Consider the following 18,684-nt stretch of genomic DNA (forward strand, 5'->3'; position numbering starts at 1 on the left):
GGCGTCTCACTCGTGATGTTCGAGAGCCTTGAAGCCGGCCAGCGTGACGAGCGCGTCGCGCCGGGCAGCCTGATAGTCGGCTCGCACCATTTCCTTGACGAGCGCGTGGAACGAGGTCGCCGGCTTCCAGCCCAGCTTCTCCTGCGCCTTCGAGGCGTCGCCGAGCAGCGTCTCGACCTCGGCCGGGCGGAAGTAGCGCGGATCGACACGCAGGATCACCTGACCCGCTTCGAGCCGCATCTCGCGCGAGTCCACATGGTCGACAATGCCGACCTCTTCGACACCGTTGCCCTCGAAACGCACCGTGATGCCCAGTTCCGCCGCCGCCGCGCGCACGAAATCGCGCACGCTGTATTGCACGCCCGTTGCGATCACGAAGTCCTCGGGCTTCTCTTGCTGCAGCATGCGCCACTGCATGTCGACGTAATCGCGCGCATGGCCCCAGTCGCGCATGGCCGAAAGGTTGCCGAGATACAGTTCCTTCTGCAACCCGACGGCGATGCGGGCGATCGCACGCGTGATCTTGCGCGTGACGAAGGTCTCGCCGCGCTGCGGCGACTCGTGGTTGAAGAGAATGCCATTGCACGCGTAGATGCCATACGCCTCGCGGTAGTTGACCGTGGTCCAGTACGCGAAGAGCTTCGCGACCGCATAGGGGCTGCGCGGGTAGAACGGCGTGGTTTCGCGCTGCGGCACTTCCTGCACGAGCCCATACAGCTCGGACGTAGAAGCCTGGTAGAAGCGTGTCTTCTTTGCGAGGCCGAGAATGCGGATCGCTTCCAGAATGCGCAGCGTGCCGAGGCCGTCCGCGTTCGCGGTGTACTCGGGCTCGTCGAAAGACACGGCCACGTGGCTCTGCGCGGCGAGGTTGTAGACCTCGTCGGGCGCGATCTCCTGGACCACGCGCAGCAGCGCCGTGGTGTCCGTCATTTCGCCGTGATGCAGGTGGATGCCGGGTTCCGAGTCGTGGGCATCGCGATACAGGTGATCGATGCGGTCCGTGTTGAAGAGCGACGAGCGGCGCTTGATGCCATGCACCTCATAGCCTTTGTTCAATAGCAGTTCTGCAAGATACGAACCGTCCTGACCGGTGATGCCGGTAATCAAAGCAACTTTGCGAGCCATTGCCATCGTTCTCTCCTCGCGTGCGCGAAATGGGATTCGGTGGTTTTCATCATCGACGACCGACCCGAAAACCGGCCGTCAACCTGCTGTTACCCTGTCGCTACCCTGAAACGCTTTCGTAACCGTAATAACCGCCGCGATACCCGCCGCCGATGAATGCGCCGGTCTTCGGCACGTCGGTGAGCAGCACGCCGCGCAGATTCACGCCGCCTATGCGCAGGCGCTTGACCGTTTCCTCGAGTTCCGAAATCGGGTGACGGCCATGGCGGATCGCGAGAAGCGTCGTTCCCGCGTAGCGTCCGATCACCGTCGAGTCGGTCACCGCGAGCACCGGCGGCGTATCGACGATCACGAGGTCGTACTTCGCGCCCAGTTCTTCGAGCAGCGACTCGAAGCGCGGACTCATCAACAGCTCGGACGGATGCGAGTGCAGCGAGCCCTTGGCGAGCACGTCGAGGCCCGGCAGCACCTCGTGCTGGATCGCGCGCTCCAGCTCCGCGCCGAGCAGCACGTCGGAGAGGCCCGGCTGGTGCGCAATGCCGAAGTGCGAGTGCACGTCGCCGCGCCGCATATCGCCGTCGACGATCAGCACGCGCTTGTTCACCGAGGCGACCAGCGCGGCGAGATTGACCGAGAGGAACGATTTGCCGATGTCGGGCCGCGAGCCCGTGAGCATCACGATGTTGTTGCGCGCGTCGTTGAGCGTGAGCTGCAGCGAGGTGCGCAGGCTGCGCACCCCTTCCACCGCGACGTCCTGCGGATTCTGCTGCGCGAGCACGTGCAGCCCGCGCCGGCGCGACGTCACGTGATGCTGCAGCCGCAGTTGTTGCGGGCTGCGCGGCACCACGGCGAACACCGGCACGCCGAGCGCGGCTTCGAGTTCGTCCGGGCGCTCCACGCCGCCGTACAGCGACTTGCGCACGAACGCGACGAGCACGCCCAGCACGAGACCCGCGCCGATCGCGAGCGCGATCACGAGCAGCTTCTTCGGACGCACGGGATCATCCGGCGCTTCGGCGAAATCGACTACGCGCACGTCGCCCACCTGGCCCGCGCGCGCTACACGCAGTTGCTGCGCGCTGTTCAAGAGGCTCGTGTAAAGCTCCGTGCTCACATGCACGTCGCGCAAGAGGCGCACGGCAGACTGCTCCGTATCGGGCAGTTGCGCCACGTTACGCGTGAGCTGCGACTGCGCGGCTTGCAGCGTGCCGATCTGCGCGTCGAGCGCCTGAACGGCCGGGTGATGCTCGGTGAAACGCTGCGCGAGTTCCGCGCGTTGCTGGCGCAGATCCTCGAGACGGATCTTGTTGTCGCTCACCTGCTGAAGCAGCAGCCGGCTTTCTTCGCCGAGATCGACCGTGCCGTGCTCGTTACGGAACTTGTTGTACTTCTGCTCGGCCGCATCGACCTGTGCGCGCAGTTGCGGCAACTGGTCGTCGAGGAACGCGAGCATGTGTTCCGCCTCCGCCGAGCGGCTCGCGATGTCCTGCTTGATGAACTCGTGCGCCACGTTGTTGAGGATCGCGGCCGTCGTCTTGCTGTTGTGGCCTTCGAGACTCGCGCGGATCACGCCGGATTGCAGCCCGACTTCCTGGATTTCGAGCGCGCGCTCCAGCCGGTCGACGGTGGTGAGCGTCGAGGCGCGCGTAAGGAGGAAAGGCGTTCCGGGCGCCCCGCTCAAGCTGTCCACGTGCAGCGCGATCGGCCCGACCGACGTATTGGCGCTCACGTCCTCGCCTACGCGGCCCTGCAGGAGCGGAATGCCGTCGGGGTCGCGCAGCGTGAACGTGCCGGGTTCTTCGCCGGCCACGACCGTGAAATCGCGCTCATACATCGCTTCGGGCGTATCGAAGCGCGATACCGCGATGTCGCCGCCACCCCATGCATAGCCGGACGGGCGCATGAACCCGGGCAGCTTCTGCGCCCAGGGCGAGCCCAGGATGCCGGAGAGCATGCCGCCAATCACAGGCATTTCGCGCGGCCGCGCCGAAATGTCGAGGTGCAGCTTGCGCACCGTTTCCTCGGTTACGTTGCGCGACTTCAACATTTCGATCACGCCGTTCGCGGTCGACTTTTCATCGAACATGCCCGTGAGCGGCGGCAGGCTGCTGTCCTTCTTGCTGGCGTCGCCCTTGTCGACGAGGTGGAACAGCACGTCGGCACGATAGGTCGGCGTGGCGAGGAAGGCATAGGCCGTGCCCAGCAGCGTGACGGCGAGCGTCACGATCGCGATCGCGCGCCAGTTCGCCACCATCGTTTGCAGGTAGTCGCCTAGGTATCGCTCGTCGGCGCCTGCTGCGCCATAGTAAGCGCCGTCATAATTCATCGCCATCTTGCTTCTCCCGAAACCTGGTGTTGCTTGCTGGTGATGCTTGCTCAAATGCGCCGCAGCGCTCAGTACGCGTTGCGGCCGATCAGCCCGTGAACGATCGTGGCCGCGATGATGCGCATGTCGAGCCAGAACGACCAATGGCCGAGGTAATACAGATCGTGCGCTACGCGCATTTCCATCTTTTCGAGGCGATCGGTTTCCCCGCGAAATCCGTTGACCTGTGCCCAGCCGGTAATGCCGGGCTTGATGCGATAGCGGTTGATATAGCCCTTCACCACGCTCTGATAAAGATCGTCGTGCTCGAGCGCATGCGGGCGGGGGCCGACCACCGACATGTCGCCGCGCAGCACGTTGTAGAACTGCGGCAATTCATCGAGGCTCGTGCGGCGCAGGAACGCGCCGAGACGCGTCACGCGCGGATCGTGGCGCGTCGCCTGGCTCACCGTGCCGGGCGCTTCCTTGTGCTCGCGCATCGTGCGGAACTTGTAGATCGTGAACACGCGGCCGTCGGCGCCCTTGCGGCGCTGCCTGAACAACACCGGCCCCGGCGAGGAAACTTTCACCGCAATGGCAATACCGATGAGAAGCGGCATGAGACTCACGAGCGCAAGCGCCGCGAACACGCGATCGAACATCGCCTTCTTGAACTGCGCGCTCGCGGGCAGTGGCGAGGCGACGAGGTTGATCGCGGGCACGCCGAGCAGCTCGATCACCGTACTGGTGTCGAAAAGAGCCAGCGAGCGCACGTCCGGAATGAAGCGGATGTTCACGAGGTCGTTGCGAAACTCGCTCACGAGCCGCACCACCGTGCGCTCCTCGGCAAGCGAAAGGGCGAGCCACAACTCGTGCACGTCATGCTCGCGGATATGCCGCGCGAACGCCTCGATCGTGTCGCACACCGGCGCGTCTTTCTCGCTAGCGGGTCGCGCGGATTGCGGCATCGTGTTGTAGAGGGCGCTCGCGCGAAAGCCGGAGCCTGGTTCCGCATCGATGCGCCGCACAATCTCGTCGCACTGCGAAGCGGAACCCGCAATGGCGACCTGATGGAGATTCATGCCCGCGCGACGCATGTGCGAAAGCACGCCGTGCGCGAGGAAGCGCCACGTGATGAGCAAGCCGCCCGCAAGCGCCGTCCAGTAAGCGAACCACAGGCGTGAAACGAGGTCGACGTGATGCATCGTTGAGTACATCGAGATCAGCGCGCAGCCCTGCACGACGAGCCAGGCAAGCGACACCTGGCCCGCGAGCAGCGCCTTGGAGCGGCCGCGCCACGACTGGTAAAGCTCGAACGCCGGAAAGATCACGAGCGCAAACGCCGCGGCGAGCAGCACAAAGGCTTCGTTCACGCCGCGCGGCACGACATCGTCGAAGCGGATCTCCGACGCCACGCTCGCGCCGATCATCACGGCAGATACGTCGAGCACTCTCGCCATCAGATTTTGTAGCTCGCGCATGCTTTCTCCCTTTTTTTCTCCCTGCAAGCCGTGCCGCTGCCTTCAACCGCAGCGGCCGTACGTATCGTCGAGACGGACGATGTCGTCCTCTCCCAGATACGCTCCCGACTGCACCTCGATGATCTCGAGCGGCACCTTGCCCGGATTTTCCAACCTGTGACGTACACCGAGTGGAATGTAAGTGGACTCGTTTTCCGTCAGAAGAAAGGATTCCTCACCACGCGTGACGAGCGCAGTGCCGCGCACAACCGTCCAGTGCTCGGCGCGATGGTGATGCAGTTGCAGCGAGAGCCGCGCGCCCGGCGTGACGACGATGCGCTTGACCTGGAAGCGCTCGCCGGAATCGATGGAATCGTAGAAGCCCCACGGACGTTGCACCTTGCGATGCGAATCCGCCTCGGGCGCGTGCTCGGCCTTGATGCGCGCAACGAGCCCCTTCACGTCCTGCACCTTCGAGCGGTCCGCGACGAGAACCGCATCGGCGGTCTCGACCACCACGAGGTTCGAAGTCCCCACGCAAGCCACGAGCCTGCCGTCGGAATGCGCGTAGGTCGCAACCGCCCCCTCGAACACCACGCGCCCGCGTCCCACATTGCCGTCTTCGTCTTTTTCCATCGCGGCCCACACGGCGTCCCACGAGCCGAGGTCGGACCAGCCCGCGTCGAGCGCGACCACCACGCCTTCGGGCGTCCAGCCGTTGCTGCCCGAAAGCCGCTCCATGACCGCGTAATCGATCGAGTCGGACGGTGCGCGCTTGAAGGCGTCTGCGGCCGGCCGGAACACGGGGCCGTCTTGCTGCCCGTCGACGAATGCGGCAAGGCACGCTGCATGCATGTCGGGCTGCAGTGCGCGCAGCGCGTCGAGCCAGACGCTCGCACGCATCACGAAGATGCCGCTGTTCCACCAGTAGCCACCCTGCGCGATGTATTGCGTGGCGAGTTCAGGCGCGGGCTTCTCGACGAAGCCGTCGATGCGGTGCGCGCCGTCGGCAATCGCCTCGCCCACGCGGATGTAACCAAACCCCGTTTCAGGCGAGCGCGGCGGCACGCCCAGCGTGACGATTGCGCCGCGCTGCGCATGTCGCGCGGCGCATTCGAGCGCGCGCTGCAGAGCAGCCGTATCCGCAATCGCATGGTCCGAAGGCATGACGATCAAGATCGCGTCGTCACCGTTTGCGCATGCGAGCGCCGCGCCGAGTGTGAGCGCCGGCGCCGTGTCGCGCCGCGCCGGCTCGACCACGAGCCGCGCGTCCATGCCGCACGCACGCAACTGATCGACGATCACGAAGCGGTGTTCTTCACCACATACGACGATTGGCGAACTCGCGACCTGCCACTCTGACGAAAAGCCGTCGAGACGATGCACGGTTGCCTGCAGCAGCGTATCGCTGCCCACCACACCAATTAGCTGCTTAGGGAAATGCTCGCGCGACATGGGCCACAAACGCGTGCCAGATCCGCCCGCCAGCACAAGCGGCACGATGCGCGTGCACGCTGCGGCTTCGACGCGGGCCTGACTCTGGCCCTCCTGAATCGATGACCTTTCATTCATGTTCGGACTCCTGCATATCGGGCAGGATCGCCTCGACTCGCGACGAGCGACCCTGTTACGGCGATGTGCGATCGTTATTACCGCGGCGTTACGAGGACCGCGGTTACAGTGCCTCTACACCGGCCTCGCGGCGGCTCTGCTCGCGGTATTCGGTGGGCGAAATCATCATGCGTTTGCGGAAGATCTTGGCGAGGCGGTCGCCATTGCCCATCCCGGTGCGGCGCGCGATCTTGTCGACCGGCAATTCCGAATCGGTGAGCAGGCTGCAGGTAATTGCAAGGCGCGCATGCAAAAGGTAATCAGATGGCGTGATGCCCATCTCCAGCTTGAAGCGGCGCAGAAAGTTTCGCTCGCTCATCGCCGCGACCTGTGCCGCGTCCGCTATCGAAATGGCGCGCTGACAGTTTTCCTGCAGCCAGCGCGCCGCTGCACGCACTTTGTCAGCCGGCGCGCTGCCAAGCGCATCGCCGAGAAACGGCAACAGGTTGCCGCCCGAATCGGGCATGAGCCGCTCCGTCACGGCGCGCGCAACATCGACACCCAAGTCGCGCTTAACAAGCGTGAGCGCGCTCTTCATCGACTCGAGCCGGTCGCCGGCGTCGCCGCCCGCTTCCTCGCGTCCCGTTTGCATCGCAAACGAGCCGAACTCGTGTTGCGTGCGCTGGCCGCACAGGCTCGCCGCCTCGAGCAGCGAACGGCCTTCACCAATCGGACGAATGGTGCCGGTATTCGCATGCACGCGACGCAGCCATGCGACGAGACGCTCGTCGTTGGCGGCCGCGAAGGCGCCCTTTCCACCCGCCACGAACAGCGCGTCGAAGCCGACGTAGTGGCGTGCATCGAGTCCATCTGTCCAGACCCGTACCGACGACGAGCACGTCACGTTGCCGCCATCGGCTGAAAGGATGCTTACATCGTAAGGTGAGCTACGAGTGGTGTCTGTCGAGAGTTCGTTCGCTACATGAAACACTTCAGCCACAATACCGGCGCCAAGGAGCGAACAACCATCGAACAGCAGAATTGCGATATGACGCACCTCTCGACTGATGCCCGCGGTCACTAGATGCGGGCGACTGAACGACGGTAAATCCAGACTTGCGTACGCCATGCTTTTCCCCTAAACAATCCCCCGTACCAAGCGAAAAGTCCCGGTAATAGCATTTCGATAGCATTCCATGTGCAGTGCATCATATGCAGAGAAAAATTCCCGCAACGACGACTGACCGAAACTGGCGAGACATTGGCGCATTTAGTCCGGTCGAGGACCGTTTAGAGGCTTGGGCGCCGAGTCAAATGACAAAAAGCAAACTGCGTGAAAGGCAATTTGTTCGATTACATCGACTTGGGCAAAAGTGCCGGATAACCGTTACAGGCCGGTATTTTCGCCTTTGTTACGACAAAATCGTTCGATGCCTTCCGATCGATGCGTACGCATGGGATGGAAGAGAAACGAGCAATAAAAGACTGCGACTCTATTCGTCTGATTAAATGATGTTTAAGAATCTTTGCGCTCAAATTTGGAGCATGCGAAACGCAGTTTAAACCTGTTAAATCCTGTTTGCGCCGCACAATAAAAAAATTCACAAAAAGCCGCTTTATATGCTTGGACTCCGCGAGCACTGCACAACTCTCTCGCGGGGCTTCCAGGGAGAATTGCGCGAAAAGCCTGGACGCTGGCGTCAAATGACTTGCTCGAACAACTAGGCTTACCCTTTCATGCTGTGAGGAACCTGCCAATGACATTGCGCCTAGCCCTTGCATCCGCGTTCGTGACCCCTCGTTGCGCGTGCCGCTCGCGCGCCTGTTCATGGGTGCCGGCTGCAACGCTCGCGCTCGTCCTTCTCGGCATCCTTTTCCCGGCAGTGAGTTGCCGCGCCGCCGACGCGCCCGTTTGCAGGAGCGCCGCCAGCCGCGCGGCGACAGACACAGGCGACGATCCCATCTCGGCCGACACACCCGGCAGCGACGGCACCCGGCTCTTTCCCCACGGCAAGAGCGTGCGTATCGAAGTGACCACGCGCGCTACGCGCGACGACAAGGTGCAATGGCAGCTCACGGATACGTGGAGCCGCCCGCAGGCCAGTGGCAACTTCACGGTGGCAGCCGGCCCACGCGTCACGTCGCTCACCTGCACGCTGCCGCAGGCGGGCTACTTCGCGTTTTCGGCGTCGCTGGCTTCGCAATCCTCTGCGGGTTTGCCCCAGCGCGGCACGCGGCCGGCCGGCATCACAACGTTCGGCGTGCTGCCCGATGTGAGCGCAGCACTGCCCGCACCGATCTTTGCGCGCCAGGACCTGCACCGCTTCGGCGGACAAGGCTCAGCATATATCGCGCCCGGCCAGCACTGTTGCGGCGGGGACGGCTTGCGTCCGCTCTACACGGACCTCGGCCTTGCGTGGGCCAACGACAAGCGCGGCTGGTATGTCATGGAACCGAAAGGTCCCAATACATTCGATGCTGCCGCCTCCCAGCTCGATCTGCAGTTCAAGCCTGGCGACATCATGCGATTGATCACGCTCGACGGGTTTCCCGCGTGGGCGAGTCCGAACGGCGAGGAGACCCACAGCTACGTGCCTTCGTCATTGGCCCAATTGCGCGATTACATGTCGCGCGTAGGCGCGGAGTCCGCACGCATCCGCGCGCGTGTCTTCCCGCGCCAGGCGCACAACTACTATCAGGTCACGTGGGAGCCCGACAAGGACGGCGGGCTGCCGTGGAAAGACACGGACGCGCATTTCGTCGATCTCTACAAGACCGTCTACGAGGGCATGCACTCCACCGACCCGTCGGCGATCGTGATGGGCCCAACCTATGCAGGCGTGCAGGGCAACACGGAGTGGCTCAAGAAGTTCGCACCGCTTGGCATTGCTAAATATATCGATGGTGTGACGATCCACGGCTACTACGATTTCGGCACGAGCCCTTCGCATCCACCGGAACGTTTGTACGGCGCACCCGACAAAGGCACGCTTTCGCTGCCTGAAGCCATGCGTGAGCTGCGCGCGACAATGCGCGACATGCTCAAACCCGGCGCCCCGCTCTTCGTGACCGAAACAGGTATTAGTTACGACATCGGTACGAACTACGCGGCCAACTATCCCGACGCGCAAACGCTCTACGCGCAGGGTGCGGTCGTGGCGCGCGCGCATCTGATCCTGCTAGGCGAAGGCGCGGACACCACGTTCATTTTCTATGGCGCGGACATGCCGGAGACGACGCCCGGCTACGGCGTGTTCTTCGAACTCGAACATCCGAAGGGCATGTACGGCGCGTCGAACATCAGCCCCAAGCCGGCCGCGCTCGCGGTCGCGACCATGACGCGGCTGATCGACGGTACGTATACACTCGGGCCGCTGCGCGGCACGCCCGCGGGCGTCTACGCTTACGCGTTCGCGCGGCCGGGCAATAGCGGCAATAAAGACAGCAAAGGCGGGGGCAAGGTGATCACGGCGCTGTGGAGCCACGACAACGCGCGCTGGAGCGCGAAAACCGGCTTCGATGCAACGCGCGCGACGAACTACACGCTTCAGGTGGACGCGCGCGGGCGCTCGGGCCAGGTGAGCGTGTTCGACATGATGGGCAACCCGACCACGATGACTTACAACGACGGCATGCTCCCGCTGCGCCTGACCGAGTCGCCCGTTTATGTGGTGTCGGACAACGCCGATGTCGCCAGATCGAACGCCGTCACGCCCGCAGGCTACGTCGCGCCGAAGCCTTGAGCGCGTGGGCGACGCCCCGCATCTTGGCCCACGATAGCGAGACTTAGGCGGCTGTGGACAGTGCAACGCGATATTGACCCGCCTAGACTGCTCTAGAACGCGACGCCTGATTGTCATGCGCCGCGCGCGCAGCGGCTGCGCTCGAGACAATCATATCGACACGACCGACACCCCACGGATCCACTCGTCCATGCTGTCGCCTACCGAATTCCTCGAGGTGGTGCGGCTCGCACCGCTTGTCGGGATCGACCTCATCGTCGCTGATGCCGACGGCCGCGTGCTGGTGGGCGAGCGACGCAATCGCCCGGCGCGCGGCAAGTGGTTCGTGCCGGGCGGACGCATTCGCAAGGACGAATGGCTCGACGCCGCATTCACGCGCATCGTCGAAACGGAGCTCGGCATTGCGGGCATGCAGCGCTCGGCCGCTCGCTTCGTCGGCGTGTACGAGCATCACTATCCGGACAACTTCGCGGCTGAGAACGGCATCGGCACACATTATGTTGTGCTTGCTTACGCGTTCATGCTGGACAGCACCGTGCCAGTCGGGCGCTTCGATCAGCACAGCCAGTACGCGTGGCTGTGGCCCGAGGAACTGCTGATGCGCGATGACGTGCACAAGAGCTCGAAACAATATTTCCGCTGAAAACGCGCAAGTGCCAGACACACACGCGCATTGCTTTGCGCGCGGACGTTGCGAAGCTCACATGTGGGTGGCGCTCGCGTGTGCCCGTGTGCGCCACGCGCGCGGGGCCCGAGTGCAACGCTCGAGCGAGCCCAAGCCAGCCTACCAGCGCATACCGAACCATTCTGCCAACTTCTCGGCATTTTCAGACTGCGCCGTGCGCCAGGGGTTCACCGGCCTATCATGAATCCCGAGAGCGTGATGTGACCGCATGTAACAGCCCGAACAGCCGGATCAGGGCACGCGGCGCAAAAACGCAACGTACTCCTGCGAATCCTTTCTGCGCGAGGAACCGGCCATGTACATCGATAGGGTGGTCTGCCGGCAAGCCGCTTTCCAGCCGCGCGGCGCTCACTTGAATTTCGGACACGTGGCCAAACGCATAGCCATTCTGGTTTTCGAGGGCTTCCCGCTTGGGGACGTGACCTTGCTCGCCGACGTGTTTCGTCTTGCGAACGATGCCTGCGCCGACACGCTTCCTGCTTATTCGATCGTCATGCTTTCCGAGCCTGGCGGCAACGTGGCCAGCGGCTGCGGCCTGCGGATATGGTCCGAGAGCCTGCATGGCCCGCTGCGCAGCGGCTTCGACACGCTATTCATCGCCGGCGGCCCCGGTGCGATGGAGGCGCGCGACAATGCGCGACTCATCACGCGGCTTCAGATGCTCGCACCGAAGGTACGCATCATCCGCGCGCTCGGCGAGGGACGTGCCGTGCTCGCCGCCGCAGATGTGCCCTTCCTGCGCACGGGCGGCAATACGGCAAGCTCGGCGCAGCGGTTGCGCCGCGCGCTGGAGGCGCGCAACGCCGGCGCTTCGGTCGTGACGCCTTCCGAGGCGCTCGTCGCCGCGCTGAAGGTGGTCAAGCGCAATCACGGCGTGGCGCTTGCGCAGCGTGTTTCCGAGGACTCGATGCCGGGCTCCTGGGAACGGCTCGGCCCCATGCTCGACGATGGCGAGGCGGACAGCGCAAACGGCAAGATCAACTCGGCGGCTCACTGGCTGCGCGAGAACTACCACCAGCCGATATCGGTCGCCGACGCGGCGCGCGTCGCGCAGATGAGCATGCGCAACTTCCTGCGCCACTTCAAGACGCAAACGGGCCTCACGCCGTCCGAATATCTGCTGCGTACCCGGCTCGATGCGAGTTGCCTGTTGCTTGCGCAAACCAATCTTCCCATCGACGAGATCGCGCAACGCTGCGGCGTGCCGCGCGGCGAGCGTCTGGCGCGGATCTTCCGGCGCAGGCTCTCGATTTCGCCATCGGGGTATCGCGCGGTAAACCGGAGGGCCTCGGGCGAGTGACTCCGGTTGCAAATCGATACATGATTTACTGCTGCTCACGCAAGACGCCGAGCTTTCGCGCGGCGTCTTTTTCATTCGGCGTACTCAGTATGTAACGTCAGCGTGCAACGTTACAGCATGCCTGAGCCGAAAATCTCCGTGTGAATGCGCGAGGCATCGACGCCGCGGGCAACGAGCGCCTCGCGCTGTTCGCGCATGAACGCCACGGGGCCGCACAGGTAATAGTCGGCGTCGGGCAGCAGCACATCCGCTTCGATGCGACCGATATCGATGCGCCCCTCGAAATCGTAGTCCACGCCCTGCCGGTCATTTGCGCCGACTTCTTCGTAGAACACCGCACGCTTGACGTTCGGGTACTCGGAGACGGCGTGACGCAGAAAGTCGCGGAATGCGTGCACATTCGCGTTGCGGCACGCGTGCACGAAGGTCACTTTGCGCTCGCTGCGTTCGGCGATCAACGTGGAAAGCATCGACTTCATCGGCGTGATGCCCACGCCGCCGCTCATCAGCACGACCGGCGTCGTCTTTTTGCGATCGAGCGTGAACTCGCCCATCGGCGCGCTCACGTGCACCACCGCGCCCTCTTCCACGCCGTCATGCATGATGTTCGACACGTGGCCCGGCTGTGCTTCGCCACGGCCAGCCTCGCGCTTCACCGAGATGCGCAGCCATTTGCCGTGGGGCGCGTCCGAGAGGCTGTACTGACGCGGCTGGTCCACGCCGAGCTTGTCGACGAAGCGCGTCACGCTCACATACTGCCCCGGCTCGAAACCGCCTGCGGATGCGCCGTCGGCCGGCGCGAGATAGAACGAGGTGATCTCCCCGCTTTCGACTTGCTTGCGCATCACCTTGAACGGGCGGAAGCCGCTCCACGAGGCGCCCTCGTACAGCTTCGCCTCGGTGCCGATCATGATGTTCGCGAGTTGCTCGTAGGCCAGGGCCCAGGCGTCGAGCGTAGGCTGGTCCACTGCGTCGCCGAGCACGTCGACGACCGCGCCGAGCAGATGGCGGCCGACGATCGGGTAGTGCTCCGGACGGATGTTCAGGCTCGCGTGCTTGTGCGCGATGTGCGTGACCGCGCCGCCGAGCGCGCCCAGATTGTCGATGTTCGCGGCGTAGGCATAGACCGCGCGCGCGAGCGTTTCGGGCTGGCTGCCACTTTGCTGGTGCGTCTGGTTGAAGATGTTCTTCAGTTCGGGATGCGCGGCGAACATCCGCTTGTAGAAGTGCTTGGTGATCGTGGCGCCGTGCTCGGCGAAAACGGGCGCAGTGGCCTTCACACGGGCCATCTGATCGACGGTGAGCGCAGTCATTTGCAGCTTCTCCTTGGTAAAGATGCACACACAATACATCTTTAAGGCGACAGCCCGACCCGGACATTTTGTCGCACCCCAGCAGTTCGCGGATTGCACCAGGTACGAACTCGCGGCGGGCGGTCGTGGGGCGGGCTTCAGCAGGGCTCCTGCAGTGCGGGAAACATCCTCTTTCGGACGGTAGCGAGGCGCTCGCGCCCCTTTTGTTCTCTACGCGCCTTCGCCCTTGCCCGCGCCGCGGTCGTGCCGCCAGAGCACGTCGCTGCCGCCCGCAGCCCGGTTAAGCACGCGCGCGAGCACGAACAGCAGATCGGAGAGCCGGTTGACGTAGCGGCGCGGCGTATCGGCGAGCGGCGGCCCCGAGTTCGGCGCGGCGCCCAGTGCGACGACCGCGCGCTCGGCGCGCCGGCATACCGTGCGGCACACATGGGCGAGCGCCGCCGCCCGCGAGCCGCCTGGGAGGATGAATTCCTTGAGCGGCGCAAGCGTGCCGTTGTATTGCGCGAGCCAGGCGTCGAGCCGCGCGAGGTGTTCGTCGGTCACGAGCGTGTGGCCCGGGATGCACAGCTCGCCGCCCAGATCGAACAGGTCGTGCTGGATAGCGACGAGCGCCCCGCGGACGTCGTCGGGGAGCGTCTCGCACAGCAACACGCCGATCTGCGAGTTCAGTTCGTCGATGTCGCCGATCGCGGCAATGCGCGCGTCGTCCTTGCGCACGCGGCTGCCGTCGCCGAGGCCAGTCGAGCCGTCGTCACCGGTGCGCGTTGCAATCTTGCTCAGGCGATTGCCCATGTTGTGCCCTCCGAGGCTGAAAATGCGCGTGGGTCGCGCATGACGCGCGCCCAGCGCCGTGTAAGGCGCGTACATCCGCCGGCCATTATAGGTTTCGTGCACCGCAGCATACGGAGCCCGGCTTTGCGCCCCGGTCGTTCAGCGTAAAATGGTCCGCGCCAAGAAGTCATACTCATACGAAGGAGACACCCGCGTGAATCACCCCGCGCCGCCGGCCCTCGCACGCCGCCCGTTCCCCACCGAACTCCTCGATCAACTGCGCAGCGCGTTCGGCGAACGCGTCTCCACGTCCGAAGCCGTGCGCGCCCATCATGGTCGCGACGAATCGCCTTTCGACCCGCAGTTGCCCGACGCCGTGGTGTTCGCGCAGAGCACAGAAGATATTCAGACCATCGTCAAGCTGTGCGCCCTTCATGGCGTGCCGATCATTCCCTACGGCAACGGCTCCTCGCTCGAAGGTCACTTGCTGGCCGTGCAGGGCGGCGTGTCGATCGACCTCTCGCAGATGAATCGCGTGCTCTCGATCAACGCCGAAGATCTCACCGTGACGGTCGAGCCCGGCATCTCACGCAAGCAGCTCAATGAAGCGTTGCGCGACACGGGTCTCTTCTTCCCGATCGACCCGGGCGCCGATGCGAGCATCGGCGGCATGACGGCCACGCGCGCCTCGGGCACCAACGCCGTGCGCTACGGCACGATGCGCGAGAACGTGCTCGGCCTGAAGGCCGTGCTCGCCGACGGCCGCGTGATCAAAACCGGCACGCGCGCGCGCAAGTCGTCGGCAGGCTACGACCTCACGCGCCTTTTCGTGGGCTCGGAAGGCACGCTCGGCGTGATTACCGAAATCACGGTGCGGCTCTACCCGCAGCCCGAGGCGGTGTCGGCTGCGGTGTGCGCCTTCCCTTCGATGGCCGAGGCCGTGCGCACGGTGATCGAAACGATTCAGATCGGTGTGCCGATCGCGCGCGTGGAATTCATCGACTCGCTCGCGGTGCGCGCGATCAACAAGCATTCGAACCTCACGTTGCGCGAGAAGCACACGCTCTTCTTCGAATTTCATGGCACCGAGGCGGGCGTGGCGGAGCAGGCCCAGCTCGTGCAGGAGCTTGCCGCGCAGCACGGCGGCGAAGGCTTCGAGTGGGCCACGCGCCCCGAGGACCGCACCCGCCTGTGGAACGCGCGCCATAACGCCTACTTCGCGATGCTGCAGCTCAAGCCCGGCTGCCGCGCCGTGACGACCGACGTGTGCGTGCCGATCTCGCGCCTCGCCGAATGCGTGATCGAGACCGAAACCGATCTCAAAGCCTCGCCGCTACCCTGCCCGATCGTCGGCCATGTGGGCGACGGCAACTTCCACGTGGCGATCCTGATCGACCCTGACAAGCCCGAGGAGATCGAGGAGGCCGAGCGCCTGAATCACCGCATCGTGCAGCGCGCGATCGCGATGGACGGCACCTGCACGGGCGAGCACGGCGTGGGCCTGCATAAAATGGGCTTTCTCGTGGAAGAGCACGGCGCGGACACCATCGACACGATGCGCGCGATCAAGCACGCACTCGATCCGCACAATTTGATGAATCCGGGCAAGATCTTCAGCTGGGCGGCGTAACCGACAAGCGCAGAGAAGCGCAAACGAGCGCAAACAAGCGCAACAGACGGGAGGAGACATGAACGCACCCGAGGCGAACTTGCCCGAGCTGAGCCCGGAAGCACTCGCGCAGCGTCAGCGCGAGGTGGTCCAGGCGTTGATGGCCGTATTGCCGGCGCATTGCCTGCTGCATCGCGAGGAGGACACTGTCGCCTACGAGTGCGACGGTCTTGCCGCCTACCGGCGGCTGCCGCTCGCGGTGGCGCTGCCGGAAACCGAGTCGCAGGTGCAGCGCATCGTGCAGATCTGCCGGCGCCTCGACGTGCCGGTCGTGCCGCGCGGCGCGGGCACCGGCCTCTCGGGCGGCGCCATGCCGATTCGGCACGGCATCGTGCTTTCGCTCGCGCGCTTCAAGCGCATTCTCGAAGTCGATCCCTACGCGCGCACGGCCACCGTACAGCCGGGCGTGCGCAATCTGGCCGTTTCTGAAGCGGCAGCGCCCTTTGGCCTTTACTACGCGCCAGACCCTTCCTCGCAGATCGCCTGCACGATAGGCGGCAACGTTTCGGAGAATTCGGGCGGCGTGCATTGCCTGAAGTACGGCCTTACCGTGCACAACGTCCTGCGCGTGCGCGCCGTGACGATGGACGGCGAGATCGTCGAATTCGGCTCGCTTGCGCCCGATGCGCCGGGCCTCGATCTGCTCGCGGTGATGATCGGCAGCGAAGGCATGTTCGCGATCGTGACCGAGGTGACCGTCAAGCTGATTCCGCGCCCGCAAACTGCGCAGGTCATCATGGCGAGCTTCGACGACGTCGTAAAAGGTGGCGACGCCGTGGCGGGCATCATTGCCTCGGGCATCATTCCGGCCGGCCTGGAAATGATGGACAAGCCCGCCACGCGCGCCGTGGAGGAGTTCGTGAACGCGGGCTACGACCTCGACGCCGCCGCGATCCTGCTGTGCGAAGCCGACGGCACGCCCGAGGAAGTCGCCGACGAAATCGCGCGCACGACCACCGTGCTGCGCGAGCATGGCGCCACGCGCATCCAGATCTCGCGCACCGAGGAAGAACGCCTGCGCTTCTGGTCAGGCCGCAAGAACGCGTTTCCGGCGGCCGGCCGCATCTCGCCCGACTACTACTGCATGGACGGCACGGTACCCCGCCGCGCGATCGGGCCGCTGCTCGCCCGCATCCACGAAATGGAAAAGCAGTATGGGCTGCGCTGCATCAACGTATTCCACGCCGGCGACGGCAACATGCACCCGCTCATTCTCTTCAACGGCAACGACCTCGACGAATGGCACCGTGCAGAGGCCTTCGGCTCGGACATTCTCGAAACCTGCGTCGAACTGGGCGGCACGGTGACGGGCGAGCACGGCGTGGGCATCGAAAAGATCAATTCGATGTGCGTGCAATTCTCGCCACAGGAGCGCGACGCGTTTCATGCGGTGAAACACGCGTTTGACCCGGCGAGGCTCCTCAACCCCGATAAGGGGATCCCCACGCGAGCGCGCTGCGCCGAGTACGGGCGCATGCACGTGCGGGGGAATCTGCTGCCACACCCTGAGTTGCCGCGCTTCTGACGGACACACAAACGCGCGCAAAGCATCGCGCCATTTATGCGTTTCGCGTGACCCGCATGAGGGTCCGCTCCGGGTTGTCAGGAGAGGTTCGCTCAGTACAATCGAACGAACCATATAACGAACGAGCGCGACCATCACGACATGGAAGAGGACGACATCGTCTCGGACTGGTCCGAACGCATCCGGGCGGCGAGCGCCGATGGGCGGGCGCTGCGCATTCGCGGCGGGGGCACCAAGGACTGGTACGGCCAGTCGCTCGAGGGCGAGATTCTCGACACGCGCGCACACCGCGGCATCATCGCGTACGACCCGGCCGAACTGGTGATCACGGCTCGCGCCGGTACACCGCTTGCGGAAATCGAAACGGCGCTTGCGGCCCACAGCCAGATGCTCGCGTTCGAGCCGCCGCACTTCGGCGCACAGGCCACCTTGGGCGGCTGCATCGCCGCGGGCCTGGCCGGCCCGCGGCGGGCGAGCGCGGGTGCACCGCGCGACTTCGTGCTGGGCGCGGTGCTCATGAACGGCCACGGCGAGGTGCTGCATTTCGGCGGCCAGGTCGTGAAGAACGTGGCGGGCTACGACGTCTCGCGTCTCATGGCGGGGTCGCTCGGCACGCTCGGCCTGATGCTGGAGCTTTCGGTGAAGGTGCTGCCGGTGCCGCAAGCGGAAACCACGCTCAAGTTCGACATGAACGGCACCGACGCCGTGCGCAAGCTCAACGAATGGGGCGGCCGCCCGCTGCCGATGACGGCGAGCGCCTGGCGCAATGGAACACTCGCGGTCCGCCTTGCCGGTGCGGAAGCGGCCGTGAAAACCGCGCGCTCGAGCCTGGGTGGTGAAGTGGTGGACGCCGTGGAGGCCGAACGTTTCTGGGCGGGCCTGCGCGAGCAGACCGATCCGTTCTTTGCCTCGATTGCACCGAATGCGGCGCTGTGGCGGCTCGCGCTGCCCTCGATCGCGGAGCCCTTGCAACTGCCGGGCGCGCAACTCATGGAATGGGGCGGCGCGCAGCGCTGGTGGATCACGGAAACCGACGCGCAAACGGTGCGCATCAGCGCGAAGCAAGCCGGCGGTCATGCCACGATGTTCCGCACGGGACGCGAGTACGACCGCAGTGCGGGCGTCTTCACGCCCCTGCCCGCGCCGCTCATGAAGATCCATCGCGGCCTGAAGGCCGCCTTCGACCCGGCCCGCATCTTCAATCGCGGCCGGCTGTATTCCGACTTCTGACGACACC

General features: G+C 64.6%; 13 protein-coding genes. 6 read left to right on the forward strand and 7 right to left on the reverse strand.

What is annotated here, in order from left to right; all coding sequences use genetic code 11:
* Positions 1-6: 6 nt before the first annotated feature.
* From gmd to JMY28_RS02280, 5 genes are all read right to left on the reverse strand, one after another.
* Positions 7-1,125, reverse strand: a complete 1,119-nt coding sequence (gene gmd / locus JMY28_RS02260) for a GDP-mannose 4,6-dehydratase (RefSeq protein ID WP_201694210.1) — start codon at positions 1,123-1,125, stop codon at positions 7-9.
* A 100-nt stretch (positions 1,126-1,225) separates the two neighbouring features.
* On the reverse strand, positions 1,226-3,457 hold the full coding sequence (locus JMY28_RS02265) for a polysaccharide biosynthesis tyrosine autokinase (RefSeq protein ID WP_201694211.1): 2,232 nt from the start codon (positions 3,455-3,457) through the stop codon (positions 1,226-1,228).
* Between the two features lie 62 nt (positions 3,458-3,519).
* A complete protein-coding gene (locus JMY28_RS02270) occupies positions 3,520-4,911 on the reverse strand; it encodes an undecaprenyl-phosphate glucose phosphotransferase (RefSeq protein ID WP_201694218.1) in 1,392 nt (463 codons plus the stop codon).
* Between the two features lie 42 nt (positions 4,912-4,953).
* Positions 4,954-6,462 (reverse strand): mannose-1-phosphate guanylyltransferase/mannose-6-phosphate isomerase, encoded by a 1,509-nt coding sequence (locus JMY28_RS02275; protein ID WP_201694220.1) that lies wholly within the window; start codon positions 6,460-6,462, stop codon positions 4,954-4,956.
* A 103-nt stretch (positions 6,463-6,565) separates the two neighbouring features.
* On the reverse strand, positions 6,566-7,570 hold the full coding sequence (locus JMY28_RS02280) for a GlxA family transcriptional regulator (protein ID WP_201694222.1): 1,005 nt from the start codon (positions 7,568-7,570) through the stop codon (positions 6,566-6,568).
* A gap of 628 nt (positions 7,571-8,198) precedes the next feature.
* Between JMY28_RS02280 and JMY28_RS02285 the strand changes: the two genes are divergently transcribed.
* The 3 genes from JMY28_RS02285 (at position 8,199) to JMY28_RS02295 (ending at position 12,169) form a co-directional block, all read left to right on the forward strand.
* The gene (locus JMY28_RS02285) at positions 8,199-10,184 is read left to right on the forward strand and encodes a hypothetical protein (protein WP_236596657.1); all 1,986 of its coding nucleotides are present in this window, start codon (positions 8,199-8,201) and stop codon (positions 10,182-10,184) included.
* A 190-nt stretch (positions 10,185-10,374) separates the two neighbouring features.
* The gene (locus JMY28_RS02290; protein WP_201694224.1) at positions 10,375-10,827 is read left to right on the forward strand and encodes a GDP-mannose mannosyl hydrolase; all 453 of its coding nucleotides are present in this window, start codon (positions 10,375-10,377) and stop codon (positions 10,825-10,827) included.
* 337 nt (positions 10,828-11,164) lie between these two features.
* Entirely contained in the window at positions 11,165-12,169 is a 1,005-nt protein-coding gene (locus JMY28_RS02295; protein WP_201694226.1) for a GlxA family transcriptional regulator, read from the forward strand.
* A 110-nt stretch (positions 12,170-12,279) separates the two neighbouring features.
* On the opposite strand, the gene hmpA is transcribed toward JMY28_RS02295, so the two are convergent.
* Together hmpA and JMY28_RS02305 are read right to left on the reverse strand one after the other, a co-directional pair.
* Entirely contained in the window at positions 12,280-13,482 is a 1,203-nt protein-coding gene (hmpA, locus tag JMY28_RS02300) for an NO-inducible flavohemoprotein (protein WP_201694228.1), read from the reverse strand.
* Positions 13,483-13,692: 210 nt separating this feature from the next.
* Complete coding sequence (locus JMY28_RS02305) at positions 13,693-14,274, reverse strand: cob(I)yrinic acid a,c-diamide adenosyltransferase (RefSeq protein ID WP_201694230.1); 582 nt, start codon at positions 14,272-14,274, stop codon at positions 13,693-13,695.
* A 193-nt stretch (positions 14,275-14,467) separates the two neighbouring features.
* On the opposite strand from JMY28_RS02305, the gene JMY28_RS02310 reads away from it, so the two are divergent.
* The 3 genes from JMY28_RS02310 (at position 14,468) to glcE (ending at position 18,677) form a co-directional block, all read left to right on the forward strand.
* Positions 14,468-15,883, forward strand: a complete 1,416-nt coding sequence (locus tag JMY28_RS02310; protein ID WP_201694232.1) for an FAD-binding oxidoreductase — start codon at positions 14,468-14,470, stop codon at positions 15,881-15,883.
* Between the two features lie 58 nt (positions 15,884-15,941).
* Entirely contained in the window at positions 15,942-17,447 is a 1,506-nt protein-coding gene (locus JMY28_RS02315; RefSeq protein WP_028201996.1) for an FAD-linked oxidase C-terminal domain-containing protein, read from the forward strand.
* Between the two features lie 141 nt (positions 17,448-17,588).
* Complete coding sequence (glcE, locus tag JMY28_RS02320; RefSeq protein ID WP_201694234.1) at positions 17,589-18,677, forward strand: glycolate oxidase subunit GlcE; 1,089 nt, start codon at positions 17,589-17,591, stop codon at positions 18,675-18,677.
* Positions 18,678-18,684 lie beyond the last annotated feature (7 nt).

Origin of the sequence: Paraburkholderia hiiakae, from assembly GCF_904848665.1 — a bacterium.
GTDB lineage: Bacteria > Pseudomonadota > Gammaproteobacteria > Burkholderiales > Burkholderiaceae > Paraburkholderia > Paraburkholderia hiiakae.